Genomic DNA, 26,972 nt, shown 5'->3' with positions numbered 1-26,972 from the left:
ACATCGAAAGCTAATGTCATTCCGCCGCGTCTGCAAGCGGGCAGGGCTGGTGGATGCTGACTTCAGGCGGCGGGGCCGGACGCCTGATATAGCGCGCGCCTTTCAGCCAGAGTTTCAGCGCTTCCCAATGTATACCGGCCACGATTTTGACGGTGAGGAAAGGTATGTACGCCGTCAGCCTTAGCAGCGAGGCGCTGGTCAAGGGCTCTTGTCGCCCGGAATACGTCGCCGAAAGCAGCGGGCCTTCATTGTCGGTTTCGAGGATTCGCCAGCGGATTTCCGCGCCGGGCGGCAAGATGCGGAAATGATAGCGCCCCACCACACCGATGAAGGGCGAGACGTGGAAGAGCTTTTCGCAGCTCTGGCGAAGCCCGCTTTCCGACATCTCGCCGCGGCCGACGGGACAGACATAGCTGTGCCGCTCGCCGAAGGTGTTGCGCACCTCGTAGATCATCGCGACGAGTGCGCCACCGGCATCATAGGCGTGGTAGACGCAGAGCGGGTTGAAGACATAGCCGAGAATTCGGGGATAGCAGACGAGCAGGATCCTGTCGGCGCGATCGAGCCCCGCTTGGGTCAGCAGCCGGTCGGCATAGATGCGTAGTCGCGTGTTGCAGGCATCGGCATGGTCCCTTTCGTAAAACGACACGAGATTGCCTCTGTTGACGGAAAACAGCATCGACGCCAGGTCCGCCTCATCGAGCCGATCAAGATCGACAAGCAGCGAGAAGACGCGGTAGCGGAAGCGATGGCCGAACGGTTTCATCCGTTGATGCATGATGTCGCCGACATAGAGTGCTGCCGCCGCATCCGGTGGCGGGCCGTTGGCCACCGTGTCCATGCCACGCTTTTCGCCGCGTCCTCTCATGCTGTTGCATCCGGTTGAGGTTCCCAGATTCGGACCGTCCGCCAGGGGATGATGCCGCCCATCGCCTCCGCTGCCGCCAGGCCGGAAACGAGGCCATCCTCGTGAAATCCATATCCCGTCCAGGCGCCGGCGAAATGGCAATTGTTCTCTCCCTGAATGGCGGCAAGCGCCTGCTGCGCCTTCACCGCTTCGGTCGAAAATTGCGGATGCTCGTAGGCGAATTCCGCAAAAACCCTGCGGGGGTCCGGCTCACGATCCGGATTGAGCGTCACGAACAGCGGAAAATTGTCGTCGATGCCCTGCAGCCTGTTCATCCAGTAGGTGACGGCCACGCCTGCCTTTCCATCTACGCGGCTGGAACGCAGATAGTTCCACGAAGCCCAGACCTTGCGCCGCTGCGGCATAAGGGCCTCGTCGCGGTGCAGGACGACGCGGTTTGGCTGATAGGGGATGGCGGCAAGCAGTCTCCTTTCCCCGTCGGTAGCATCGACGAGCAGGCGGGCTGCCTGGTCGCTGTGGCAAGCCAAGATCACTTTGTCGAAGGCGTGTTCGCTGCCCGTATCGTCAATGATCGCGATGCCGCTCGCGGAGCGGCGCACGCTGCGCACGCCGCAGGAAAGCTTCATCCGTTCGCCGAGCGGCTGAAGCAGCCGGTCGAGATAGGTGCGGCTGCCGCCGGTCACCGTCCGCCACTGGTGCTGCCGGCGATAGATCAGCCGGTGGTTGTCGAAGAAATTGACGAAATGTTCGGCGGGAAACTGCAGCATGCGGGCGGACGGCGTCGACCAGATGGCCGCCGCCATCGGCAGGAGATAGTTGTTGGTGAAACCCGGCGAAAAGCCGCGCCAGTCGAGATAATCGCCGATCGAACGGGAGGCGAGATGGCCGGCCGCCCGGTCTTCGAGGCAGGTGCGGTTGAAGCGCAGGATCTCACGAATCATCCACAGGAACGACGGCCGCAGCAGATTGCGCTTCTGTGCGAAGATCGAAGACAGCCCGCCGCCGCACCATTCCAGTCTGCCGCGGTCGAGTGAGAGCGAAAAGCTCATGTCGCTTGCATGCGTGGCGATGCCGAGCTCGGCAAAGAGCGTCGTCAGATTTGGGTAATTCTGTTCGTTATAGACGATGAAGCCGGTATCGACCGCAATCCGAACCCCATCGTAATCGACGTCGACCGTCGCCGTGTGGCCGCCCGCCCGCGCTTGGCTCTCGTAGAGCGTAACGTCGTGTACCTGACACAGCGCCCAGGCCGCGGAGGCGCCCGAGATGCCGGAGCCGATGATGGCGATCTTCAGCCGGCGGGGAGCAGGACGCAAGTGCGCGTTCATGTGGCGTCCTTTGTGGCGTTGTAGGCGGCGAGCGCCCGGTTGCGCGCGCGCGTGTGGTCGACGATCGGTTTCGGATAGGTTTGGCCAAGCGTGATGCCTGCCTCGTCGAGCATGCTCTTTGGCGCTTCGAACGGCCGATGGATGTATTTTGCCCCGAGCTCTCGAAGCTCCGGCACATGAGCTCTGATATAGTCACCGTCCGGATCGAAGGTCTGGCCCTGCAGCACCGGATTGAAGATCCGGAAAAACGGTGAGGCATCGGCTCCTGAGCCAGCCACCCACTGCCAGCTTGCGGCGTTGTTGGCGGGATCGGCATCGACCAGCGTGTCGCGAAACCAGGCCTCGCCCCGGCGCCAGTCGACCATCAGATCCTTGATGAGGAATGAGGCGACGATCATGCGTACGCGATTGTGCATCCAGCCATGGTGCCAGAGCTGGCGCATGCCGGCATCGACGATCGGGTAGCCGGTCACCCCCCGGCGCCACGCGTTGAAATCGTCATCGTCGTTGCGCCATTCGAAGCCGTCGAATCGATTGTTCCAGTTTTCAGAGGCAAGCTGCGGGAAATGGAAAAGCAGGTGATAGGAAAATTCGCGCCAGGCGATCTCCTTGCGGAAATGCACGATATCGGCCGCCGGCACTTGGCTCGTAAGACCGCGTGTCGCATCCCAGATACGGGCAGGGGAGATCTCGCCAAGTGCCAGATGCGGTGACAGCATCGATGTCGCTTGCTTCGCAGGATAGTCGCGGTTCTCTTTGTAGCCATCGAGCGCTTCCTCGACGAAGTCACGTAGGTTCTGCTGCGCACCTTCTTCGCCCGGCGTCCAGAGATCGCCAAAACCCTTCGCCCAGTTCGGCTTCGTCGGCAGCAGTCTCCAGCTCTCCGGCCTTTCGGATTTTAGAAGCTGCGAGGCCAGCCTTAGTTTCGCAGGCGCGGCGAGCGGCCGCTCTGGTTCGCCGGCGGCCTCCAGCGCCCGCCAGAAAGGCGTGTAGATGCGATAGGGTGTGCCGGCGCCGGTCATCAGCCGGGAAGGTTCGTGCAGCAGCTGGCCGCCGAAGCTTCTCGCCTCGATCGCCTGCTTTTCCAGTTCGTGCTTGATTTGGATATCGATGGCGATTCCGGATGGATCGTAGCGGCGGTTCCAGAAGACGGCTTCGGCACCACTCTCCCTGATCAAAGCGCAGAGCACCTCGAGGGCCTCGCCGCTGGCAAGCACCAGTCCTCCCTGCTGCTTGCGCAACGACCTGTCGAGCGCTTCCAGCGAATGGTGCAGCCACCAGCTTTGCGCAGCGCCCAGTGGACCGGTGCCTGCCGTGGGCTCGTTTATATAGAGGGGGATGACCGGCCGGCCGGAGAGATCGGCTGCATTGAGAGCCTGGTTGTCGTCAAGGCGCAAGTCCTTGCGAAACCAGAGAATGGCCGGTTTTGCCGCGTCCTGTGCCAATAAAGCCGTTCCCTGCTTGTGTTCTTTTCGACCTGCTACGAATGTACGGAACGGCCGGATCAAAAGTTTCATCCGCGAGAACAAGCTTTGCATCGCCGTCGCGACATGAAAAAGGCCGGCGTGAACCGGCCTTTTCTGTCAGCGGAGGGTGCCTGTTAGTTGTCGTACTCGCGGCAGGCGTCGCTGATCGATGCGCCGCTCTGACCGCCGCGGGTGTCGACGCCGGACATCTGTTGCGGCATGCCGGGGCATTCCATCGATTGCGGACGGCCGATGCTTTGTGTCGTCATCGGGTCGACCGTCGTGCTGCGCACCGGATACATGCCGTTGTCACTGTTGGTGTAATCGGATGAATAGCTACCTGAACTCGGATCGGTCGAGCCGCCATTCGTCGGACCGATCGGGTCGGGGTTCGACTGGCCAAAGGCAGACGATGCCATGCCGATCGCAAGCAGCCAAGCGGCAATAAGGGACTTGGTCATGAGGATATCCTCCTTTGATTTTCATCTTGGGTGGCCCTCGGGTAACCGCCCGCTGGAATCATTGTTCCGAAATTTGCCAAAAAAACTTTTACGCGAACCTTGCATGGTTACGCATAAACCTTAACGGGCGAAGCCGCTGGATCGGCATCGCCGCTTGCCTTAATTGCTGGATAAACGCTGAAAACCGGCAGCATGAGGCCGCTATGTTCATTTCCTCTCGCGAGGCCGCAGATTTGGGCCTCCAGATTGCCCTTGCACTCGCCTTGACAGCAAGCGGCATGGCGATCGCGTCCTCTGCCGTGGGCCGCGAGAAGGACAGGATTTCTTCAATCGACGTCAGCCGCCCCTCGCTATGGACCGCCACTCCGATGCGCGTCGATCCAACCGCGCAAGCCGAGCTGCGCGCCGATACTCCGGTCGCGCGGGAGCTCGCCGCCAGCACCGATACCCTCTGCCACGACTCGATCGGTCTCCGACTCTCCTGCGGCTTACTGGCCACCCGCACGGCTTTCTAAGGCGGTTTTTGCCTTCTCAAGAGCGGCCGTCGTCTTTCCGCAAGCTTGCAAAATGCAATAATTTGCCGTTATCAAGCGATAGCAACGACCGTCCGAAATTCCTCCTTAAAAGGATCTACGTTTTGTCCCTGCCGATGCCCCGTGGCTTCGAGAAGCCTTATGCCGCCTTCCTGTTCGATATGGATGGCACCATTCTCAATTCGATCCAGGCGGCCGAGCGTGCATGGAGCGACTGGGCAAGGCGTCACGGGCTCGATGTCGCCACCTTTTTGCCGAAGATGCACGGATCGCGTGGCATTGACACGATCACCCGGCTGAACCTGCCCGGGGTGGACCCCGAACATGAATCCAGGCTGGTGACCGAAGCCGAAATCGCCGATGTCAGCGACGTCGTTGCCATTCCCGGTGCTGCGACATTCCTGAGTTCACTGCCTCCGGATCGCTGGGCGATCGTTACATCCTCGCCGTTGCGTCTTGCCCATCGGCGGCTGGAGGCGGCAGGCTTGCCGGTGCCGAAATTCATGGTGACGGCGGAGGATGTGAAGGTCGGTAAACCCGATCCGCAATGTTATATTCTGGGCGCCGAACGGCTCGGCGTCAGCACCCATGATTGCCTGGTGTTCGAGGATGTCGCAGCCGGCATCGTTGCCGGCGAGGCCGCCGGCGCCGATGTCATGGTCGTCACCGCTGCTCATCACCACAAGATAGAGACGCGGCATCCGACCCTCGCATCCTATGACGAGATTTCGGTGCGTATCTCAGCCGACCATAAGATGTTCATCGTCCCGAACGCGGCCTGATAGCAGCCGCGTGACGTTTCCTGCCGTTCACTCCGCGGCAGCGGCAAGACAGCGATCGATGATGCTGCCGATTTCGCTGCGGCAGGATCCGCAATTGGTACCAGCACTCGTTTCCTTGCCGACAGTCTCGACGCTGTGGCATCCGCCGTGCACGGCGGCAGCGATCTGGTTGACCCCGACGCTGAAGCAGGAGCAGACGGTGGCGCCCGGATCCGGTCTGCCGGCGCCGGGACGGCCTGCGACGAGTGCAAAGCGTTTCCTGAGGTCGCCATGCGAGGCGGAAAGCTGCGAGATCGCCCAGTTGCGGGCGACGGCGACCGGTTCGCGGGCGAGGAACAGCGCGGCGAGCAAGGTCTCGCCATCGAAGAAGGCCAGCCTGAGGTCGCCGGATTGCCGGTCGGCATAACCCAGCGGCTCGATTTCATCGGGAATGGCGAAAACCGCGCGGCACCAGGCCGTCCAGTCCTCGACAGTGTTTCTGAAGGCAAGTTCCAGCCGCCAGCCGCCGTCGGCTTTCGCCAGCGCCCAATAGGCTGCCTCAGGTGTCGCCGGTTTTGTCGCCGAGACGGCGAAGCCATAATGGGTGGCGGGGAAGGGTCGGACGGCGACGGCAACGTTCTTCGACGCCGGCTGGCCGGAAAGCGGATCGGTTATCGGCGCGACCACGGCGTCGATCCGCGCTTTTGCGGCGAATTGGTCGTTCCAGTGCATCGGCGCAAAGATGCCGCCGCGTGCCTGGCGATCGGTCACCAGCGCCCGGACGATCGCCTTTCCGTGGGGACTGTCGATCTCGACGAGGCCGGCGCTTGATATACCGGTCTCGATGGCGTCGCGCGGGTGGATCTCGGCAAAGGGTTCGGCGATGTGGGCGGAAAGCCGCGCGCTCTTTCCTGTGCGCGTCATCGTGTGCCAGTGGTCGCGGACGCGCCCGGTGTTCAGCGTGAAGGGGAAATCGGCATTGGTGCGATCGGTTGCCGGCGGTTTCACCGCGACGAAGCGCGCCTTGCCGTCGGCATGGAAAAACCCGCCCTCGGCGAAGAAGCGGGTGATGCCGGGTTCGGTTCCTGACGCCTGTGGCCATTGAAAGGGCGACAGTTCGTCGTAGGCGCCGTCGCTTATGCCCGCGCGAGCGCCGATGTCGAAATCGCGGCTGCCGTTATTTTCGAAGGCGGAAAGTGCTGCATGTTCCGCGAAGATCGCGGCCGGCGCCTCAAAGGCGAAGGCGGCGGCAAATCCCATGCGGCGTCCGACCTCTGCAAGCTGCCACCAGTCGGCCTTGGCATCGCCTGATATGCCGAGAAACGGCCGCTGCCTGGAAATGCGCCGTTCGGAATTGGTAACGGTGCCGTCCTTTTCGCCCCAGCCGAGCGAGGGTAGAAGCACATCTGCGTGCCGGGTCGTATCCGTCTCTTTGAGGATGTCGGACACGACCACGAAGGGACAGGCGGCGATCGCGCTTTCGACGCTGTCGGCATCCGGCATCGAGACGACGGGATTGGTGGCCATGATCCAGAGCGCCTTGATGCGCCCGTCGGCCACGGCGCGGAACATGTCGACCGCCTTCAGGCCCGGTTTTGCGGCGATGACCGGTGAATTCCAGAAGCGCTGCACGCGGTCCCGGTCTTGCGGATTTTCGATCGCCATATGGGCGGCCAGCATATTGGCGAGACCGCCGACCTCGCGCCCGCCCATCGCGTTCGGCTGGCCGGTCAGCGAGAACGGTCCCATGCCTGGGCGGCCGATGCGGCCGGTCGCCAGATGGCAGTTGATAATCGCATTGACCTTGTCGGTGCCGGAGGAGGATTGGTTGACGCCCTGGCTATAGCAGGTCACGACTTTCGGCGTGGTCTCGAACAGGCGGAAGAATTCCCGGATCTGCATGGCCGGCAGGCCGGTCCGCTCCAGGAGATCGTTGATATCAAGCGCCGCGGCAGCCGCAAAGGCGTCGGCGAAATCTTCCGTGTGGGAAGCGATATAATTCTGGTCGATTGCCGGGCTTGTCGCGAGATGGGCAAGCAGTCCCATGAACAGCGCGACGTCGCCGTCCGGGCGGATTGCCAGATGCAGGTCGGCGATATCGCATGTCATCGTCCGGCGCGGATCGATGACGACGATGCGCATGTTTGGCCGCGCCACCTTTGCGGCGGCAAGCCGCTGGTAGATGACGGGATGACACCAGGCGAGGTTGGAGCCGGTGAGCACCACCAGATCGGCGAGTTCGATATCCTCGTAGGTTCCGGGCACCGTGTCGGCGCCGAAGGCGCGGCGATGCCCCGCCACCGAGGAGGACATGCAGAGCCTTGAATTGGTATCGATATTGCCGGAGCCGATGAAACCCTTCATCAGCTTGTTGGCGACGTAATAGTCCTCGGTCAGCAACTGGCCCGAGACATAGAAGGCAACGGAGTCAGGCCCGTGTTCGGCGATCGTTTCGGAAAAACGCCGGGCGACCAGATCCAGCGCCTCGTCCCAACCGCTGCGCTCGCCTGCGATTTCGGGGTAGAGAAGCCGGCCATCGAGATCGATGGTTTCGGCAAGTGCCGACCCCTTCGAGCACAGCCGGCCGAAATTCGACGGGTGCTCGGGATCGCCCTTGACGCTGACTGAGCCTGCCTCGTCGACGGTGGCGAGAACGCCGCAGCCGACGCCGCAATAGGGACAGGTGGTCTTGACCTCGGCTACCATCTATTCCGCCGCCATCATCAGGCTTTCCAGGGCAATGAACAGCCTGCCGTCTTCGTTCAGCACCTGTATCGTCCGGACCTCGCCCTGGTCGGCACCGAGAGCCTTGCCGGTTTCCAGCGAGATCACCCAGTTGTGCAGCGGGCAGGTGACGGCTTTGCCGTGAACGATGCCCTGAGACAGCGGCCCGCCCTTGTGTGGGCAATGATCCTCGATGGCGAAGACCTCGTTTTCGGCGGTGCGGAAGACGGCGATTTTGCCCTGCGGTGTCTTTACGCAACGCGCCCCACGTAGCGGGATGTCGGAGATGTCGCCTATTGCGATCCAGTTCATGTCCATCTCCTTACTCTGCAGCCTGCGGATAGCCGATCGTCGCCATCGGCTTGAACTCATGCTTGTCCTTGCCGGAAACACGCTCCGACCACGGGTCGACCTGGGCAAATTTTTGGCTGAAGACGAAGCGCTCGTAATAGGCTTTGCGCTTTTCGGCATCGCCCATGATCTGCCGGCGGATTTCTTCGAGGCCAACACGCTTGGCCCACTTGTAAATGCGCTCGAGATAACGGGCCTGCTCGCGGTACATTTGCGTCAGTGCCACGATATGCTCCAGCGCCTCGTCCGCGGTCCGCACGAGCCCAAGGACCTCCGTACCCTTGATGTCGAGACCGGCGGCACCGGCGAAATGGATCTCGAAACCGGAATCGACGCAGATCACGCCGATATCCTTGCAGGTTGCCTCGGCGCAGTTGCGCGGGCAGCCGGACACGGCCAATTTCAGCTTGGCCGGCGTCCAGGAGCCCCACATGAATTTCTCGATGCGGATGCCGAGACCGGTGGAATCCTGGGTGCCGAAGCGACACCAGTCGGAGCCGACGCAGGTCTTCACTGTGCGCAGACCCTTGGCATAGGCCTGGCCGGAAACGAAACCGGCCTTGCCGAGGTCGGCCCAGACGGCGGGCAGGTCTTCCTTCTCGATACCGAGCAGGTCGATCCGCTGGCCGCCCGTCACCTTCACCATGGGGATCTCGAATTTGTCGACGACATCGGCGATGGCGCGCAGCTCGTTCGAATTGGTGACGCCACCCCACATCCGCGGAACGACGGAGTAGGTGCCGTCCTTCTGGATGTTGGCATGGACGCGCTCATTGATGAAACGCGACTGGTAGTCGTCGGCATATTGGTCCGGCCAGTCGCTGACCAGGTAATAGTTGAGTGCCGGCCGACATTTGGCGCAGCCGCAGGAGGTCTTCCATTCCAATTCCTGCATGACGGCGGGGATGCTCTTCAGCCCTTTCGCCTTGATCAGGCGGCGGACGTCGTCATGGCCGAGTTCGGTGCAGGTGCACATCGGCTGCACGGCAGCCGGGTTGTAGCTGTCACCGAGCGTCAGCGCCATGAGTTGTTCGACGAGGCCAGTACAGGAGCCGCACGAGGCGGATGCCTTCGTGTGGGCCCGCACGTCGTCGAGCGACGTCAGCCCTTTGCCTGAAATCGTCGAGGTGATCTTTCCCTTACATACGCCGTTGCAGCCACAGATCTCCGCGTCATCCGGCAAGGCTGCAACGGCCGCCATAGGGTCCAGCGGCGACCCTCCCTGATAGGCCTGTCCGAAGATCAGCGTCTCGCGCATCTCCGAAATATCAGTCGCTTTTTTCTTCAGGTCGTTGAACCAGGCGCCGTCAGCGGTCTCGCCGTAAAGCACGGTGCCGATGATCTTGTTGTCCTTCAGCACCAGGCGCTTGTAGACGCCGGCGCTGGCATCGCGCAGCACAATTTCCTGGCGGTCGTCGCCGTCGGCGAAGTCGCCAAGGGAATAGAGTTCGATGCCGGTGACCTTGAGCTTGGTCGGTGTATCCGCATGCACGAAAGCCGGCGAGCGATCGCCCGAGAGATGTGCTGCGGCAATCCGAGCCATTTCATAGAGCGGCGCAACAAGGCCGTAGACCATGCCGCCCACCTCGGCACATTCGCCAAGCGCAAGAATATTGCCATCCGAGGTCTGCATGCCGGCATCGACGACGATGCCGCGATTGACCGCAAGGCCGGCGTCCTTCGCCAGGCCCACACTCGGACGAATGCCGACGGCCATTACCACCAGCGTTGCCGGGATGATGCGGCCGTCGTCAAGCTCGATACCCTCGACCCTGCCGTTGCCGACGATCGCCTTGGTATTGGCCTTGCAGATGACCTTGATGCCACGTTCTTCGACCGCCTTCTGCAGCAGATAGCCGGCGGCGGGGTCGAGCTGGCGCTCCATCAGCGTCGGCATGACGTGCAGCACGGTGACGTCCATGCCTCGCTGGGCAAGACCGGCCGCCGCTTCGAGGCCAAGCAGACCGCCGCCGATGACAACAGCCTTTTCGCGCGACTGAGCGGCAAGCAGCATCGCCTGCACGTCGTCCAGATCGCGATAGGTGATGACGCCCGGCAGATCCTTGCCGGGGACCGGGATGATGAAGGGCACCGAACCGGTTGCGATCACCAGCTTGTCATAGCTTTCGGTGACGCCGTGGTCGGAGGTGACGGTCTTGGCGACGCGATCGATGTTGACGATCTTGTGGCCCTTGTAGAGCATGATGCCGTGCTTGATGTACCAGCCGTCACCGTGAATGATGATCTGCTCGTAGTCCTTCTCCCCGGAGAGAACCGGCGACAGCATGATGCGGTCGTAATTGACGCGCGGCTCGGCATTGAAGATCGTAACTTCATAGCGTCCGGGCGCCTGTTCGAAGAGGTGCTCCAACATGCGCCCGGGCGCCATGCCATTGCCGATGATGACAAGTTTTTCGGTCATATTTCCAAGTCCTTAGATCAGGTTGCAGCCACGGGCGCGGAGTGCCCTTGGCGCGACAGTTGCTTTACGGACAGGTGCATCCAGATGAGAGAAGCGACGACGATTGCAAAGAGCAGCAGGAAACAGCTGGACCATAGGCCGGTCATGTCCTTGAGCAGGCCGAAGGCGATCGGCAAGATGAAGCCGCCAAGGCCGCCCATCATCCCGACGATGCCACCGACGGCGCCGACGCTTTCGGGATAGTAGGCGGGAATGTGCTTGTAGACGGCGGCCTTGCCGAGGCTCATGAAGAAGCCGAGCACGAAGATGACGACGATGAAAATGGCAGGCGTAATCGTAGCGGCCGGCAGGGACAGAATGAGGGTGGCCACGGCCGATACGGCCAGCATCGTATACATGACGCTGCGTGCGCCCTTTTTGTCCGACAACACGCCGCCGAAGGCGCGGAAGATGCTGCCCGGGATCGAGTAGCAGGCCGCAACCATCCCGGCCGTTTCCAGGTTGAAGCCGTAGACGCCGACCAGATAGCGCGGCAGCCACAGCGACAGGGCAACGAAGCCTCCGAAGGCGAAGAAATAGTAGAGCGAGAAACGCCAGACCTGAACGTTCTGCAGCGGCGCGAATTCCTGAGCCAGGCTCTTGGAGGCGACGCCGCGCTCGCGGCGAAGACGGAAGGCCGGGTCATCGGTGGTGGTGAACCAGAAGACGATTGCCATCAGCGCCAGACAGACGGCCCAGATCTCCGCAACCGCCTGCCAGCCCCATGCCAGCAGGACGAAGGGGGCGGCGAATTTGGTCACGGCCGCGCCGACATTGCCGGCGCCGAAGATGCCGAGCGCCGTTCCCTGCTTTTCCGCCGGGAAGAAGGGCGAGACATAGGCGACACCGACCGCGAAGGAGCCGCCGGCAAGCCCGACTCCGAGACCGGCAATCAGCATCTGCGAATAGGTCTGGGCGTAGGAGAGCAGGAATGTCGCCAATGCGGCGGCCAGCATGGTGATCGTGTAAACGAGACGGCCGCCGTAACGCCCTGTCCAGATGCCGAGGACGATGCGCACCAGCGAGCCGGTGAGGACCGGGGTGCCGACCAGTAATCCGAACTCCGCCTCGTTCAGGCCGAGATCCTGCTTGATGCGGATGCCGATGATCGCAAAGATCGTCCAGACGGCGAAACAGAGGGTGAAGGCGGCTGTGGAGATCCACAATGCTTTGGCTGGTTCGCCGGCGGACATAGGCTCTGCTTTCTCGATGACGGACATGGCTTCTCCGTGGCCCGACGAGGTCGTGCCGATCCATTGTTGGGGGTTAAAACAAAAAAGCCGCTGGCCAGGCCGCGCATACACGAGGTGCGCGAAGTATCCTGATCAGCGGCTTTGCTGGTGGCGCCCGTCGTTGGACGCCGAATTCATGTCAGTAGGACCTACGTCTTCAATCTGAAGAGCAATGTCTCTGTTTTGCGCGAGCGCCTAATGCGCGCTCATTGTGCTGATCGTCGTTGATCTGCGCGCTAATAACCTTGCAAGCTGTGTGCCAGATTGGTGTTTTCATATCAAGGCACTGAATAAAAACAGTATTTTTAAAAGTCTGTCGTCTGCTCGTTTTTGGGGCTACTAAAAATCGTGCAAATTTTTTGTGCGTTGCGGTGGGGCGGACGGAGATCATTGCTGGCGTTTTGTGCAGGCCGGCCTGTCGATCAGGTCTCATCGCTGTGGGAAGCGAAGGGCAGGGTGCTCCGAACGGCGAAGCCCGCAACATAGTCCGGCAATCGCGTCGGATCGAAGACGTGGTCGTCCATGAAGCGGTCGCCTTCGTCATTGCCTTCGATGCGGATATCGGCGTCATCGGGTGCGTTGTCGTCGCCGAGGGCTCTGCGATAAAGATCGGGGCGATAGGCGGATGCGGCGGCCCTTGCGCTGTTGAGGCTGGCCTCGGCCTGTCCCCAGCGGATCATTTGGCTGTAGATCCATAGAGCATGGCTTGGCCGGGGATAGTTGGCGAAGCCGGAATGGAACATGAAATAGTCGGCAATGACGCGGCGGTTGCCCTTTGCATCGAGGCTGAATTCGCCGGCGAGAACACGGCGAATGATCTCGACGGGGGCGGCGATATAGCGGGAATCGGCAAGTGCTGCCGCCAGCGTGTCGTGATTGTCCGGCCGGTCGCACCAGCGGGCTGCGGCGTCGAGCGCCACGATCAGCCGGGAAACGGTTTCCGGATGGCTTTCCGCCCAGTCCGGCCGCATGCCGATCACCTTTTCCGGAGCCGATGGCCAGATATCCTGTTTGGCGGCAACGATGCGGCCGAGGCCGCGCTCCGAGGCGACCATATTCCACGGCGCGCCGACGCAGAAACCGTCGATCGCGCCGGCTGCAAGCGCGTCCGAAGTCAGTGGCGGCGGCACGACGACGAGCTTGACCTCCCTGTCGGGATCGATGCCGCCAGCCGCCAGCCAGTAGCGGAATTCGTAATTATGGGAGGAAAAGGGATAAGTGACCCCGAAGGTCGGTAGCGGCTCGCCGCGCATCTTCATCGCCGCCAGTGTCTTCGCCAAAGCTTGCGCATTGTCGAGCGCATTTGCCGTTTCCGGCAATCCCGCGTCATTTCGCATCCTGTCGAAAAGTCGCGTCGACAGCGTGATCGCGTTGCCGCCGCGTCCCAGAGAAAACGGCGTGATTGTCGGCGAGGGATTGGAGCCGAGACCCAGCATGGAGGCGACTGGCATCGGCGACAGCATGTGGGCGATATCGAACTGGCGGAATGCCAGGCGGTCGCGGACAGTCGCCCAGGAGACGTCCTTGACGAGATCGAGCGTCAGGCCTTCCTTTTGCGCAAAGCCGAATTCTGCCGCCGCAATCAGCACCGATGCGTCGACGAGCGGAATGAAGCCGGCCCGCAGCACTTTCGGCCCTTCGTTGTTCACGCGCACGGGCGAGGGCAGCCCGCCGCTAAAATTCGTCGCCTTCGTCATCATATCCACTCCGGTTCCTCCGGAAATTCACGAACGTCGGCCATTACATCAACAGCCCTGCGGCGGTGACGACGCTCTGGGCGATTTCCGACATCTTCTTCTTTTCGTTCATCGCCGTCTGGCGCAACAGGGCGAACGCCTCTTCTTCGGACAGTCCGCGCATTTTCATCAATATGCCCTTGGCGCGCTCGATGAGCTTGCGTTCCTCCAGCGCTGAGCGGGCATCGGCAAGCTCGCGCCGCAGCCGGCTGAAGGCATTGAAGCGGCTGACGGCCATGTCGAGGATCGGCTTGACACGTTCCTTCTTCAATCCGTCGACGATATAGGCCGAGACGCCGGCATCGACCGCAGCTTCGATCGAGGCCGTGTCGGAGCGATCGACGAACATGGCGATTGGCCGGCTGACCGTGCGCGTCAGCTGGAACAGATGCTCCATCATGTCGCGGTTGGGATTTTCGATATCGATGATGATTACGTCGGGCGTCAGTGTTTCGATGATTCGCGCGATGCCGTTGACCTCATGCACCACGGTGACGCGCGCATGCCCTGCCTCGCGCAGCCCTTCTTCGATGATGGAGGCGCGTATGGCATTTTCGTCGATCACCAGAATTGTCAGATCGAGATGCGTCATTATTCATTGATGACGCACTGCAGCAATTTTGGCAAGGTGTCGCCTGAAAAACGTGCATCAACGCAAATGCCTAAAAAACAATCAAATGCTGCACTTTTGGGCTTCTCCATTCAACAGACCGATGTCGATAGCCCGATTTTTCTGGCCCGTTGCCGCTTGAGGAAGCGCTCCGTTTCGGCGAAAAGGCGTGACGCTCTCGACCGCGATCTTTTTGAGGATCAGGAGTGTCAGATCCTCTGGGCAAAGGTAGGTTTATTGGCCACCAGTGAAGTTCGTCCGATCGAACGGGTCGGGGACGATGGGCTTGCGGCGCGGGCGCTGCGGGCTGTTGAAGTGATCCTCGGCATTGCCGCGGCATCCGTTCTCGCCGTGTTGCTGTTCATGGTGCTCGTCACGGTCTGCCTGCGTTATTTCCTCGGCACCGGCTTCATCGGTGCCGAGGACCTCGGAGTCTGGCTGCATGTGGCACTGATCGCACTCGGCGCGCCGCTCAGCCTCAACAGCGCGCTTGCCATGCGCCTCGACGTTTTCGTCAGGATGCTGCCGGAAAGCCTGCAGAAGGTCACGCGGATCGGCGCCGATATCTTCACCGTGCTTTCCGCCTTGATCCTGAGTTTCGGCGGCAACCAGATCATGACGATGCTCGGCGGTATCTCGCCGACGCTCGGTCTGCCGGAATGGATCCGCTTCGGCTTCCTCGGCGCCGGCGGCGCGCTGATCCTCGTCGTATTGCTTCTGCAGCGTATCGCCGACGGCAAGGTCCTGCCGGTAACGCTTTCGCTTGCGCTGGGCGTCGCGCTCTATGCCGGCATCCCGCATATCTCAATTGATCTCGACTGGCCGCCAAGCATTTTCCTCGGGTTGATCGCGGCGATCGGTCTCGTGCTCGCCGCGCCGCTGCCGCACGCCTTTCTCGCCGCGGCCTATGTCGCCATCGCCTTCGGCAGCAGCCTGCCGGAAGCGGCGATCGTTTCCTCGACCGTCACCGGCATATCGAAATTCCTGCTGCTCGCCATTCCCTTCTTCCTGCTCGTCGGCGGCCTGCTGACGGCTTCGGGCGTCGCCAATCAGCTCGTCCGTTTTGCTGCCGCCATGGTTGGTCATCGCCGGGCCGGACTGGCGCAGACGACGCTTTTGACCAGTGTTCTCTTTTCCGGCGCTTCCGGCTCCTCGGTCGCAAATGCCGCTTTCGGCGCGTCGACCTTCCAGCCCGAACTGGTCAAGCACGGCTATCGACCGGCGCAGGCGGCGGCGATCATCGCCTCGACATCGGTTCTCGACAACATCATCCCGCCGTCGATCGCATTTCTCATCCTTGCCTCGGCGACCAATCTTTCCGTCGGCGCACTGCTCGTCGGCGGCTTTTTTGCCGGCTGCCTGATGGCCATATGCCTGGCGGTTGCCATTCACCTGACGGTCACCGAACAGGTGCCGTTGCCGCGCGCGACCGCGAGACAGCGCTGGCAATCGGCGGTCCAGGCGATCCCCGCCTTCGGCCTCGGCGTCATAGTCGTCGTCGGCATCCGTATCGGCATCGTCACGACCACGGAGGCAGCAGCACTCGCCGCCTTTTACACGCTGCTGCTCGGCATCGGTGCGCGCCTCGGTTTCCTCTCGCTCTATGTTGCCTTTCGTCAGGCGGCGGTCGAGGCAGCGGCGATCGGTCTCCTGATCGGCACGGCCGGCCCCTTCGCCTTCCTGTTGGCGGTCGATGACGTGTCCTCGCTGATCTCGCATCTGACGACGGCGCTCGGCGGCAGCGCGCTTGCCGTCATTCTTTTGTCGAACGTCATTTTGCTGGTCGTCGGTCTCGTTCTCGACATCGGTGCCGCGATCCTGCTCTTCGGCCCGATCCTGCTGCCGGCAGCGGTTGCCGCCGGCATCGATCCCATCCAGTTCGGCGTGATCATCGTGGTCAACCTGATGATCCACGGACTGACGCCGCCGCTCGGCATGCTGATCTTCGTCGTCAGCGGCGTCACCCGCATTCCCGCCTCAGAGCTCTTCCGGGCCGTCGTTCCTTATCTGCTCGCCCTTCTGGTCTCGCTCGCAATCCTTTGCGCCTGGGCCATCATCGTCTAACGAACAGGACAACCCCATGGACAATCTCAACCGACGCCATTTCCTGAAGACCGCAGCGCTCGCCGGAACGGCGCTCGCGGCGCCCGCTTTCGTCCGCACGGCCGCCGCCCGCACGACGACGATCACGATTGCCTCGCTGCTTAACGACGACAAGCCGGAAACGAAGATCTGGGTGAAGATCGGCGAACTAGTCGAAGCCAAGCTTCCCGGCCAGTTCAAGTTCAATATCGTCAGGAACGGCGCGCTCGGCGGCGAGAAGGAAGTGGCCGAGGGCGTGCGCCTCGGCTCGATCCAGGCCAGCCTCTCGACGGTCTCGTCGCTCTCCGGCTGGGCGCCGGAATTGCAGATCCTCGATCTGCCCTTCCTCTTCCGCGATGCCGACCATGTGCGCAGGACCGTCAGCGGCGATGTCGGTGCCGATCTCAAGCAGAGGCTGCAGGCGCAGAATTTCGTCGTCGGCGATTTCATCAATTATGGCGCCCGCCATCTCCTGACCAAGGAACCGGTGACGCGGCCCGAGCAACTCAAGGGCAAGCGCATCCGCGTCATCCAGAGCCCGCTGCACACCAAGCTCTGGAGCGCGTTCGGCACGACACCGATCGGCATTCCGATCACCGAGACCTACAATGCGCTCGCAACCGGCGTCGCCGACGCGATGGACCTGACCAAATCGGCCTATTCCGGCTTCAAGCTTTATGAGGTCGTGCCTGATATGACCGAGACTGGCCACATCTGGGCATCCGGCGTCATCTATTATTCCTCGACCTTCTGGGCTGGCCTCAATGACGAGCAGAAGGCGGTGTTCCAGCAGGCTTCCAGCGAAGGCGCCACCTATTTCAACCAGCTGATCGTCGACGACGAGGTGAAGTCCGTCGAGACGGCGGTTGGCCATGGCGGCAAGCTCTTGAAGCCGGAAGCCTTCGATGAATGGCAGAAGGGCGCGCAGGGCGTCTGGGCCGATTTCGCGCCTATTGTCGGCGGCATCGACAGGATCAAAACCGTGCAGGCGGCTTGAATGAGGGCAGGGCGGACCCCTGATGTTTCAGATAAGGCCGATTGAAATATCGGCCCTGTCATCGCTCGGATGCATCGGAAAAATAATGCCGCCGTAGGCCTGAAATCGAAAGAGCATGCCTTCGGTGATCGTGGTATATGACGTACTTAAAATCCTGGAATGGGAAGTTTTTATCTTCGGCCGGTGCGATCCTGTTGACCGCAATCTCGTGACCGCTTCCGGCGGACGGATCCCATGGCCTCGATTTGAGATGATCAAGATTTAACACAAGGCTTTGGAGGGCCGACCATGAGCTTACGCATCAACGATATTGCTCCCGATTTTACCGCCGACACCACACAGGGACCGGTCAGCTTCCATGATTGGATCGGCAGTGGCTGGGCCGTCCTGTTCTCGCATCCGAAGAATTTCACGCCTGTCTGCACGACCGAGCTCGGCGCCATGGCCGGCCTGGCCGGGGACTTTTCCAAGCGTGGTGTCAAGATCATCGGCATCTCCGTCGATCCTGTGGAAAGCCATGCCAAGTGGAAGAACGACATCAGGACCGCCACCGGCTTCGACGTCGATTATCCGCTGATCGGCGATAAGGACCTCAAGGTCGCCAAGCTCTACGACATGCTGCCGGCCGGCGCCGGCGAGAGCTCGGAAGGCCGCACGCCCGCCGACAACGCAACGGTGCGTTCGGTCTTCATCATCGGTCCCGATAAGAAGATCAAGCTGATCCTCACCTATCCGATGACGACGGGGCGGAATTTCAACGAGATCCTGCGCGCCATCGATTCCATCCAGCTGACGGCCAAGCACCAGGTGGCGACACCGGCGAACTGGAACCAGGGCGAGGACGTCATCATCACCGCAGCGGTTTCCAACGAAGACGCAATCACGCGTTTTGGCTCCTTCGATACGGTTCTGCCGTATCTCCGGAAGACCAAGCAACCGACGGCCTGACCGCTGTATTCAAAGCTTTCCTGAAGCCGCCGCGGCCATCTGGCGCGGCGGCTTTTTCGTGCGGGCATTGCGGAAATGGCAAGCTTCGCGCCTTGATCGATGCTATCTAGGATCACCGTCGCGATGGAAGTCGAACCTGCTGAGATCCGATGATAGGGCGAAAGCGTCAGTCCGGCATTGGGAGGAGAACGGCGAAGGCCATGCTTTCGCTCTGCCTTCTGTTTTCCGCCGCAGCCAGTGGAAAAGCCCAGCCGGAAGAAAGCGCTGCCGAGCCGGCCTGTCTCTACTCCGGGCCTTCGGCGTCGGGATCGGGCGAGACACTCTGCATCCGTAAGGACAATTTCAATCGCGACCTTTGCGTCGCGATCGAGCATTTCGCCAGCGCCAATCAATTGCCGCCGGATTATTTCGCCCGTCTCATCTGGCGCGAAAGCACCTTTCGCCCCGATGCCGTGAGCTTTAAGGGAGCGCAGGGGATTGCGCAGTTCATGCCCGGAACGGCGAAACTGCGCGGCCTTGAGGACAGCTACCAGGTGCTGGAAGCCCTGCGGAAATCGGCGCAGTATCTCGATGAATTGCGCAATCGTTTCGGCAATCTCGGCCTTGCCGCCGCTGCCTACAATGCCGGCGAAAACGGCCTTTCTTCTTACCTAGCGTCAGGAAGATTACCTTACGAGACGCGCGGCTACGTCATGGCGATCACCGCTCATACGGTGGAGGAGTGGAAGGACAATCCGCCGGAAGATGCGGCCGCCCCGCTCGACAAGGACAGGCCCTTTCTCGAGGGTTGCGTGGCGCTTGCCGAACGCCGGATATTGAAGGACACGCCTTGGCGTCCGGAGGGCGATTGGGCGCCCTGGGGCGTCCAGCTTGCCGCGAACGCGGATGTCGCGGTGGCCCGGCGTATGTTTCTCGATTCGGTGCAGGATCTGCCTGCGCCGCTCAATGCGGAGCAACCGCTGATCCTGCGACAGCGTGATCGCAGCTTCGGCTTTCGCCCGCGTTATGCTGCCCGCATCGGCCGGCAGACGCGCCCGGAAGCCAACAACCTCTGCAACCAGATCCGCAGTCACGGCGGCACCTGCCTTGTTTTCAAGAATCGATAGCGGGGCCGCTTTCCCATCTTGGCGAAAACTCCGCTTGCGGGATCGCGGCACGGCGCAGCATAGTCGGCGCGGATCATGCAAAGGGAGGAACGACAATGCGGGTTTTGGTCATCGGGGCAACGGGCCATGTCGGAACCTATCTCGTTCCTCGTCTGGTTGAGGCGGGGCACGACGTCGTCACGATCAGCCGCGGCGCCGCCAAGCCCTACACGGAAAACCGCGCCTGGGCTGCCGTCGATCAGCGTCGGATGGATCGGGCAGCGATGGAACGGACCGGTGAATTCGGCACGGCCGTGCGTGAGTTGAAAGCCGACACCGTCATCGACATGATCTGCTTCACGCTGGAGAGCGCGGAGCATCTGGTGACGGCACTATCGGGGCATGTCGGTCATTTCCTGCATACCGGCACGATCTGGACACACGGCCACGCCAGTGCCGTGCCGACACTGGAAGAGGCGCCGAAGTCTCCTTTCGGTGACTATGGCATCCAGAAGGCGGCGATCGAAACCTATCTGCTGCAGCAGGCAAGGCTTCACGGCTTTCCGGCAACCATCATCCATCCCGGCCATATTGTCGGTCCCGGATGGGCGCCGCTCAATCCTGCCGGTAATTTCAACCTGCAGGTCTTTTCAACCCTTGCTCGGGGAGAGACCCTGGCGCTGCCCCATTTCGGCCTGGAGACTGTCCATCACGTCCATGCCGATGACGTGGCGGCGATGTTCATGGGTGCGATCGCCAACAGGAATGCGTCGATCGGGGAAAGTTTCCACGCGGTTTCGGAGCAGGCGCTGACGCTTCGCGGTTATGCCGAAGCCATGTCGCGGTGGTTCGGGCAGGAGCCGAAGCTCACCTTCGCCCCATTCAATGCCTGGGCCAAAAGCCAGACGGCCGAAGATGCGAAGGCGACGTGGGAGCATATTGCCCGAAGCCCGAATTGCTCGATCGCCAAAGCCCGGCGCCTGCTCGGTTACACCCCCAGGTACACGTCCCAGCAGGCGGTGCAGGAGGCGGTGGGATGGCTGGTCGGGCAGGGGCGGATCAAAACCTGATCCACCATCGCTGCTATTGGCCGGCTTTCAGCGGATCAGGATAGCCCTGAAATCATTGACGTTGGTTCCGGTCGGGCCGGTTTCGAAGAGGTCGCTGGTGGCCGCAAAGCCGGAATAGCTGTCATTGCCGTCGAGCAGCCGGCGCGGATCGAGCCCGGCGGCACGAAGGCGCTTGACGGTGCCACCATCGGCAAAGGCGCCGGCATTATCCTCCGAGCCATCGATCCCGTCCGTGTCGGCGGCAAGGACATGGATACCCTCCTGTCCGTCGATATCAAGCGCCATGGCGAGCGCGAATTCGCCGTTGCGTCCGCCTTTGCCGCCCTTGGCTCGGAGCGTCACCGTCGTCTCGCCGCCGGAAAGGATGACGACCGGCTTCGAAAACGGCCTGTTCCGGCCCAGCACCTCGCGGGCGATGGCCGCATGCACCCGCGCCACGTCGCGCGATTCTCCCTCGATCGCATCCGAAAGGATGGCGGGCTCGATCCCCTGCGACTTCGCCAGGGCCGCAGCGGCCTCCAGCGACACGCCGGCAGAGGCGATGATATGATGCTCGTGCCGTAGGAAGACCGGATCGTCCGGCCGCGGTGCATCGGCCTTCGGCAAGTTCAGATGGTCGAGCGCCGCCTGCGGCAGCTGCAATCCATATTGCCTGATGATCTCCAGCGCATCGTGCCGCGTCGAACCGTCAGGCACGGTCGGCCCGGAGGCGACATGCGCCGGGTTGTCGCCGGGAATGTCGGAGACGATCAGGCTGACGACCCTTGCTTTGGTTGCTGCCGCAAGTCTCCCGCCTTTGATGGTCGAGAGATGTTTGCGCACGACATTCATCGCCGAGATCGGCGCGCCTGAGGCAAGCAGCATTTCGTTGAGGGCAATCTCGTCTTCGAGGGCCAGCCCCTCCGGCGGGGCGGGCAGCAGGGCCGAGCCGCCGCCGCAGATCAGCGCGATCACCAGATCGTCTTCCGTCAGTCCGTTCACCGTCTCCATCAGCCGCCTTGCCGCGGCAAGGCCTGCCGCATCGGGCACCGGATGGGCAGCCTCGATGATGTCGATATCGATTGTCTCGCAGCCGTAACCGTAGCGGGTGACCACCAGACCCTCGAGCGGTCTATCCCAGACGCTTTCAAGCGCCCGCGCCATCTGCGCAGCACCCTTGCCGGCGCCGATTACCACGGTCTTTCCCTTCGGCCGATCCGGCAGGTTTGCCTTGATGCCGGTTATCGGATCGGCGGCGCGAACCGCCGCGTCGAACAGGCTTTTCAGGAAATTGCGGGGAACGGTCATCGTCATCAGTGGTCTCTGTGCCTGGAGTGTCGATCGTGACACGGACTGTCGGCGCATCGGCGTGCCGGCGTCAAGGTCGAAGGCGAGGCTGACTGACGGCCGTGGGCTGCAAATTCTGCTTCGTCAAAAGGAACCGATACGAACGATAGAAAGCATTAACCATAGTCCCGTAGACAACGAATAGGATCAAAGGAACCTGTGTTCAATGGCTACTGAAATGACCTGCCGCCCCGCCGCCCGTAGTGAAGGCAGGGTTATTGCTTTTCCCTCTGCAACCGGAACCGCCAATATCGAGCGCTGCGCCCGTGAACTCGGCCGCCGACACGGCGCAGAGGCAATAGAATTCTGGAGGGCCGAATGCCGCAGGCTCGCCGATCAGCTTCTGGCAGCCGGGATGCCGGAGAGCGACGTTGGTCAGCGGGTGCTGCAGTTTCAGCAGGATGTCCAGATCGAACTCGTCCTCAGCCATCAAAACGGGCCACTGCCCAAGTCCCAAAACCGATAGCGCAATCTCGCCGGCTTCCGACGGTCATCCTGGCATGACGGCATAGCAGCCAGGGCTGCTCGGTCTGTCGCTTTACCGCAGCAGGCCGGCGGATCGAAGGGCGTCTTCAATGACCTTCTGAATGCCGCCACGGTCGCTCTCCGCGGCGAATGGAGCCGTGGCGTTTTCCGGTTGCGCAGCAGAGGATTTGGCGACGAGTCGCTTTTCAAACGAGGGAACCAGACCCCAGGATCTGGCAATTTCCACCGTCGAGGAAATTCCGACGTCAAGCATGAAGGGGCCGCTTGCCCCGTAGCCGGTGCCGACATCGAGCGGAGTGCCGTGATCCATCCCGGCAATCGTATAAAGCTCAATCACCTCGACCCCATGAGCATCGGTCCACACCCTTCGCTGATGTCGCCCGATATCCTCGACGCGTGACGGCGATGCGTCGACGCTGTGGATATTTCTCCATTGCTCCACGATCGCATTCGCATTGGCTGGCACGACGGTTCTGTCGGCGGTTCCCTGCCAGAGTGATAATGTCGGCCAGGGACCTTTGTGCCCTGAAGCGCTTCTCAACCGCAATTCAAGTTCTTCTGCCGTCGGACCGCCGTGGCCGCGCATTCGGTCGAATGCCTCGGGAATGGTCGCGGCGCTTGCATAGGGCAGGCCCGCAATGATCGCGCCGCCGGCAAAAACCTCCGGATAGGTGGCAAGCATGGCGGCGGCCATGGCGCCACCGGCCGAAAGCCCCGTCACGAACACGCGCCGGCTGTCGATACCGTGTTCGGCAACGAGTTTTGCGATCATCTGGCGAATGGAAGAGACCTCGCCGTGATCGCGTCTTGTGTCCTCCGGGTTAAACCAGTTGAAGCAGAGGTTTGGATTGTTTGCCCGTCGCTGCTCGGGAAACAGTAGCGCGAAGCCATAGTCCTCGGCCAATCGCGACCACCCCGACCCGATATCATAGCCGGCGGCAGTCTGGATGCAGCCGTGCAGGACGACGACCAGCGCCATGTTTTTCCCGCGCTTCGTCGGCAGATAGGTATGGCCTCCCAAAGCACCCGGGTTTGCGCCAAACGCCTCCAAGGCGACAAGATCGGAATTGTCCTGCGTGGGTTGGGGGCGAAGCGTTCCACGCAGCGCAGCAAGGCGTGCGAGAGTGTCTGACATAGATCTCATGAAAAGTCTCCGCCAATCAGCAGCCGGGATGGCGGTGATGCTTAACCAAACGTCTACACTAGCAAAAAGTTGCTGCGCTGCACAATATTTTCTGAGTTGGCCGTGTTTCCGGGTGCGCTGACGGCTCACCGGCGAGGAACTTCGGCCCGGATTTGACGTTGATGTTGTCGATTGACGGCATTGATGCTGCGATCCAGCGAGGCTTTTCAGATGTCGAACAAACCCAACTTCTTCTCTTCCTTTGCAACCCTCGTCGCCGATTTCTCGGGAAAGCCGTTCACCTTCGTAGCGGCGCTGGCGCTCGTACTTGCATGGGCGATCTCCGGCCCGTTTTTCGGCTATTCTGAAACCTGGCAGCTTGTGATCAATACAACCACGACCATCATCACCTTCCTGATGGTATTTGTCTTGCAGAACAGCCAGAACCGCGACGGAAAGGCGGTCCAGGCCAAGCTTGACGAACTCATCCTGACGAGCCAGGCCGCCAACAAGTTTGTCGGTATCGAAAAGCTGGAGGAGGAGGAACTCAGGGAAATGAGCAAGACGCTTGCCGCGCAAGCCGACTGCGTCGAGGAAAAAGCGGATGAAAAGTCTGCCGCAGAGGCGGCATCCGCCTGATGCATGCCGCCTCCGTGCGACGCGCTTCAGTTCATTGTCTTTGAGATCTGGTCGTGGTGTTGTTGGCGCATTTCCTCGATGGCGTCGGCATCTTTCTTCTCAGCCGCAATCCAGTGATTTCTTGCCTTGCTTGATCGGATGAGTTCGTCGAGCTTTGCATGGAGCGCCATCATGTCCCGATTTTGCGAGTGCTGCACCAGCAGCAAAATGAAAAATATAATAGCTGTACCGACCATGTTGGTCAGCAGAAGCCACTGCCGCGGGAAGGAAAAACTCAGGCCGACTGCCGCCCATGTGGCTACGAAAGCGACCAGCGTGACAGGGACCACACGATGCCCTGCCCATAAGACGGCTAAGTCGGAGATCTGTCGAAAGCACCAGCGCATACGGCTCTCCACAGCGCATTGGACGGAAGATGGAACAGATCGAAGCAGTTTCCATCACGTAGTTTCAATAAATTGCGTGCCTCATACGGTATAAAACCCGCGTTTACGCGGGTTTTAGATTGCGACAAATCATTCCCATGGCGGCGGTCAATTCCGTTTGACCGAGGGTTCGCGGCCCCAGACACGCAGTTTGCCAAGCACCTTGACGAAGGCCGATACATCCCCAGCCGCTCCGAGCGCAATCACGCCCTCATCCCGTGAATCGGCAATTCCGGCCTTCTGCATGAGTGGCAGCGCTGTTTCCACATAGCCGATGAACTTGCAGTGCACGAAGGCATCCGACACGAAATCATGGGCCGTGGCCTCCTTCAGCAGGTCACTCGTTCCCGCCGACGAGGGGAGGAGCGCGACGGCGTCGTAGAGCACCGAGGGTCCTCCGTCGATCATCTGATGCGCCTCGATCCAATTGCCGTCCGAGAGCGTCACGCCGCCGATCTTTGGCGCGATCACTTCGAAACTTGCCCTCTGTTCGGTGATTTCAGCAAGCAGCGCCTTGAAGATAGCGGCATCGGTACCATCGCTGACAAGAATGCCGAGCTTGCGTCCTTCGAACCGCTTCGGACCGCGCTCGATAATGCTGAGCGCCGGCGACGGCTCGAGATCCTGCCGCGTCGGCATGGCGGCATCGGCAGGTTTCGGCATCGATTTGAAGCCGAGCGCGTGGCCGACCTTGCTGGCCAGGGTCTCATCGATGTTCATCAGATGCGAGACCATGCGTTCGCGAATGACAGGTGTCTCGACCTTGCTCAGTTCGAAGATCAGCGCTGCCGCGATATGGCGTTGCTCCGGCGGTGTCTGGCTGATGAAGAACTGCCTGGCCTGGCTGTAATGATCGGCAAAGCTTTCCGGCCGCAACCGGACTTTGGGACCCTGCTCCTCGGCGGGGAAGTGACGATAGCCCTGAACCGGCGATTCTCGTGGCCCTTGATTCCAGGAGTTCGGTTGGTAATTGACCCGCCCGACAGGATTGCGCATCGCCATATGGCCATCCTGCTGGAAATTGTGGAAGGGACATTTCGGAGCATTGATCGGCAGATGGGTGAAATTCGGACCACCCAGACGTTTCAGCTGCGTGTCGAGATAGGAGAAGTTCCGTCCCTGCAGAAGCGGGTCGTTGCTGAAATCGATGCCGGGCGGAACGTTCTGCGTCATGAAGGCGACCTGCTCGGTCTCGGCGAAAAAGTTTTCGGGCATTCGGTCGAGCACGAGACGGCCGACCGGTTTGACCGGCAAGACCTCCTCGGGAATGATCTTCGTCGGATCGAGGATGTCGAAGTCGAACGTATCGGCGAAGTCCTGATCGAAGAGCTGGACACAGAGCTCCCATTCCGGGAAGTTTCCTGACTGGACCGACTGCCAGAGGTCGCGGCGATGGAAGTCCGGATCCGCACCATTGATTTTGACCGCCTCGTTCCATGCGACGGATTGCAGGCCAAGTTTCGGTTTCCAATGGAATTTGACGAAGGTCGATTCATCGGCGGCGTTGATGAAGCGGAAGGTGTGAACACCGAAACCCTCCATGAAACGAAAGGAGCGCGGGATGGCGCGGTCCGACATGACCCACATGATCATGTGCATGCTTTCGGGGGTGAGGGTGATGAAGTCCCAGAAATTGTCATGCGCCGACTGCGCCTGCGGAAATTCCCTGTCGGGCTCCGGCTTCACGGAATGGATGACGTCGGGAAATTTGATTGCGTCCTGAATGAAGAAGACGGGAATGTTATTGCCGACCAGATCCCAATTACCCTGCTGCGTATAGAGCTTCACCGCGAAACCACGAACGTCGCGCGCCAGATCAACGGAACCCTTGCTGCCGGCAACTGTGGAAAACCGTACGAAGGCTGGCGTCTTTTCGCCAGGCCGCTGGAAAAGATCGGCCCGGGTATAGGCGGCCAGCGATTCGTATGTTTCGAAGTAGCCATGGGCGCCGTAACCGCGCGCATGGACGACCCGCTCGGGGATGCGCTCGTGGTCGAAATGAAAAATCTTCTCGCGAAAATGGAAGTCCTCGATGAGGGCGGGGCCACGGGCGCCGACGCGAAGCGTATTCTGATCGTCGGAGACGGGGCCGCCTTGAGCCGTGGTCAACACCGGCATGCCGTCTTCGGCAAACTGATGAAGCTCACCGCCTGCACCGCGATGCAGTTTCTGATCATGGATCGTTGCACTGTCCGAGGGCGAGATCTTGGACGTCTTCTTGGCCATCTATCTTCTCCGGAAAAGGTTTGACTTAACCGAA

General features: G+C 61.2%; 23 protein-coding genes. 9 read left to right on the top strand and 14 right to left on the bottom strand.

What is annotated here, in order from left to right:
* Window positions 1-16 precede the first annotated feature (16 nt).
* The 4 genes from HJB83_RS25340 to HJB83_RS25325 all read right to left on the bottom strand — a co-directional run bounded on the left by HJB83_RS25340 (window position 17) and on the right by HJB83_RS25325 (window position 4,123).
* Entirely contained in the window at window positions 17-868 is an 852-nt protein-coding gene (locus HJB83_RS25340; protein ID WP_221132677.1) for a DUF1365 domain-containing protein, read from the bottom strand.
* Window positions 865-2,196: an NAD(P)/FAD-dependent oxidoreductase gene (locus HJB83_RS25335; RefSeq protein WP_221132676.1), complete on the bottom strand. Its 1,332-nt coding sequence runs from the start codon at window positions 2,194-2,196 to the stop codon at window positions 865-867. The genes HJB83_RS25340 and HJB83_RS25335 overlap by 4 nt, the downstream gene beginning before the upstream one ends.
* On the bottom strand, window positions 2,193-3,641 hold the full coding sequence (locus HJB83_RS25330) for a deoxyribodipyrimidine photo-lyase (protein WP_221132675.1): 1,449 nt from the start codon (window positions 3,639-3,641) through the stop codon (window positions 2,193-2,195). Before HJB83_RS25330 ends, HJB83_RS25335 begins: the two co-directional genes overlap by 4 nt.
* 155 nt (window positions 3,642-3,796) lie before the next feature.
* Window positions 3,797-4,123 (bottom strand): hypothetical protein, encoded by a 327-nt coding sequence (locus tag HJB83_RS25325; RefSeq protein WP_221132674.1) that lies wholly within the window; start codon window positions 4,121-4,123, stop codon window positions 3,797-3,799.
* A 203-nt stretch (window positions 4,124-4,326) separates the two neighbouring features.
* Between HJB83_RS25325 and HJB83_RS25320 the strand changes: the two genes are divergently transcribed.
* Both HJB83_RS25320 and HJB83_RS25315 read left to right on the top strand, forming a co-directional pair.
* Window positions 4,327-4,638 carry a hypothetical protein gene (locus HJB83_RS25320; protein ID WP_207584297.1) on the top strand — a complete coding sequence of 104 codons (312 nt, stop codon included), beginning with the start codon at window positions 4,327-4,329 and terminating at the stop codon, window positions 4,636-4,638.
* Between the two features lie 122 nt (window positions 4,639-4,760).
* Entirely contained in the window at window positions 4,761-5,438 is a 678-nt protein-coding gene (locus tag HJB83_RS25315) for an HAD family hydrolase (RefSeq protein WP_207583931.1), read from the top strand.
* 27 nt (window positions 5,439-5,465) lie between these two features.
* On the opposite strand, the gene HJB83_RS25310 is transcribed toward HJB83_RS25315, so the two are convergent.
* From HJB83_RS25310 to HJB83_RS25285, 6 genes are all read right to left on the bottom strand, one after another.
* Window positions 5,466-8,123, bottom strand: a complete 2,658-nt coding sequence (locus HJB83_RS25310) for a nitrate reductase (protein WP_221132673.1) — start codon at window positions 8,121-8,123, stop codon at window positions 5,466-5,468.
* On the bottom strand, window positions 8,124-8,459 hold the full coding sequence (gene nirD / locus HJB83_RS25305) for a nitrite reductase small subunit NirD (protein ID WP_207583933.1): 336 nt from the start codon (window positions 8,457-8,459) through the stop codon (window positions 8,124-8,126).
* 4 nt (window positions 8,460-8,463) lie between these two features.
* The gene (gene nirB, locus HJB83_RS25300) at window positions 8,464-10,914 is read right to left on the bottom strand and encodes a nitrite reductase large subunit NirB (RefSeq protein ID WP_221132672.1); all 2,451 of its coding nucleotides are present in this window, start codon (window positions 10,912-10,914) and stop codon (window positions 8,464-8,466) included.
* Between the two features lie 17 nt (window positions 10,915-10,931).
* Window positions 10,932-12,173, bottom strand: a complete 1,242-nt coding sequence (locus HJB83_RS25295; RefSeq protein WP_207583935.1) for a nitrate/nitrite transporter — start codon at window positions 12,171-12,173, stop codon at window positions 10,932-10,934.
* Window positions 12,174-12,607: 434 nt separating this feature from the next.
* Window positions 12,608-13,891 (bottom strand): CmpA/NrtA family ABC transporter substrate-binding protein, encoded by a 1,284-nt coding sequence (locus HJB83_RS25290; RefSeq protein WP_221132671.1) that lies wholly within the window; start codon window positions 13,889-13,891, stop codon window positions 12,608-12,610.
* A gap of 34 nt (window positions 13,892-13,925) precedes the next feature.
* On the bottom strand, window positions 13,926-14,513 hold the full coding sequence (locus HJB83_RS25285) for an ANTAR domain-containing response regulator (RefSeq protein ID WP_207583937.1): 588 nt from the start codon (window positions 14,511-14,513) through the stop codon (window positions 13,926-13,928).
* Between the two features lie 255 nt (window positions 14,514-14,768).
* Between HJB83_RS25285 and HJB83_RS25280 the strand changes: the two genes are divergently transcribed.
* The 5 genes from HJB83_RS25280 to HJB83_RS25260 all read left to right on the top strand — a co-directional run bounded on the left by HJB83_RS25280 (window position 14,769) and on the right by HJB83_RS25260 (window position 20,713).
* Window positions 14,769-16,595, top strand: coding sequence for a TRAP transporter large permease subunit (locus tag HJB83_RS25280; RefSeq protein ID WP_221132670.1), 1,827 nt, complete (start codon window positions 14,769-14,771; stop codon window positions 16,593-16,595).
* 16 nt (window positions 16,596-16,611) lie between these two features.
* Window positions 16,612-17,610 carry a TRAP transporter substrate-binding protein gene (locus HJB83_RS25275; RefSeq protein WP_221132669.1) on the top strand — a complete coding sequence of 333 codons (999 nt, stop codon included), beginning with the start codon at window positions 16,612-16,614 and terminating at the stop codon, window positions 17,608-17,610.
* Between the two features lie 288 nt (window positions 17,611-17,898).
* The gene (locus HJB83_RS25270; RefSeq protein ID WP_207583941.1) at window positions 17,899-18,558 is read left to right on the top strand and encodes a peroxiredoxin; all 660 of its coding nucleotides are present in this window, start codon (window positions 17,899-17,901) and stop codon (window positions 18,556-18,558) included.
* A 149-nt stretch (window positions 18,559-18,707) separates the two neighbouring features.
* Window positions 18,708-19,664, top strand: a complete 957-nt coding sequence (locus HJB83_RS25265; protein WP_207583942.1) for a lytic transglycosylase domain-containing protein — start codon at window positions 18,708-18,710, stop codon at window positions 19,662-19,664.
* A gap of 95 nt (window positions 19,665-19,759) precedes the next feature.
* Complete coding sequence (locus HJB83_RS25260; RefSeq protein WP_207583943.1) at window positions 19,760-20,713, top strand: NAD(P)-dependent oxidoreductase; 954 nt, start codon at window positions 19,760-19,762, stop codon at window positions 20,711-20,713.
* 27 nt (window positions 20,714-20,740) lie between these two features.
* Here the strand turns inward: HJB83_RS25260 and HJB83_RS25255 are convergent, their stop codons facing one another.
* Window positions 20,741-22,006, bottom strand: a complete 1,266-nt coding sequence (locus tag HJB83_RS25255) for a glycerate kinase (protein ID WP_207583944.1) — start codon at window positions 22,004-22,006, stop codon at window positions 20,741-20,743.
* A 199-nt stretch (window positions 22,007-22,205) separates the two neighbouring features.
* On the opposite strand from HJB83_RS25255, the gene HJB83_RS25250 reads away from it, so the two are divergent.
* Window positions 22,206-22,505 (top strand): DUF6074 family protein, encoded by a 300-nt coding sequence (locus tag HJB83_RS25250; RefSeq protein WP_221116309.1) that lies wholly within the window; start codon window positions 22,206-22,208, stop codon window positions 22,503-22,505.
* Between the two features lie 72 nt (window positions 22,506-22,577).
* On the opposite strand, the gene HJB83_RS25245 is transcribed toward HJB83_RS25250, so the two are convergent.
* Window positions 22,578-23,669 carry a PHB depolymerase family esterase gene (locus HJB83_RS25245; protein WP_207583946.1) on the bottom strand — a complete coding sequence of 364 codons (1,092 nt, stop codon included), beginning with the start codon at window positions 23,667-23,669 and terminating at the stop codon, window positions 22,578-22,580.
* Between the two features lie 210 nt (window positions 23,670-23,879).
* Between HJB83_RS25245 and HJB83_RS25240 the strand changes: the two genes are divergently transcribed.
* Window positions 23,880-24,287, top strand: a complete 408-nt coding sequence (locus HJB83_RS25240; RefSeq protein ID WP_207583947.1) for a low affinity iron permease family protein — start codon at window positions 23,880-23,882, stop codon at window positions 24,285-24,287.
* 26 nt (window positions 24,288-24,313) lie between these two features.
* Here the strand turns inward: HJB83_RS25240 and HJB83_RS25235 are convergent, their stop codons facing one another.
* Window positions 24,314-24,673, bottom strand: coding sequence for a low affinity iron permease family protein (locus HJB83_RS25235; RefSeq protein WP_207583948.1), 360 nt, complete (start codon window positions 24,671-24,673; stop codon window positions 24,314-24,316).
* Window positions 24,674-24,820: 147 nt separating this feature from the next.
* Window positions 24,821-26,938 carry a catalase gene (locus HJB83_RS25230; RefSeq protein WP_207583949.1) on the bottom strand — a complete coding sequence of 706 codons (2,118 nt, stop codon included), beginning with the start codon at window positions 26,936-26,938 and terminating at the stop codon, window positions 24,821-24,823.
* Window positions 26,939-26,972: the final 34 nt, after the last annotated feature.

The sequence above is a fragment of the Rhizobium sp. NZLR11 genome, assembly GCF_019685115.1.
Lineage (GTDB): Bacteria > Pseudomonadota > Alphaproteobacteria > Rhizobiales > Rhizobiaceae > Rhizobium.
Note: the sequence above shows the minus strand (reverse complement) of the source record. Positions and strands in the feature narration are given on the sequence as shown.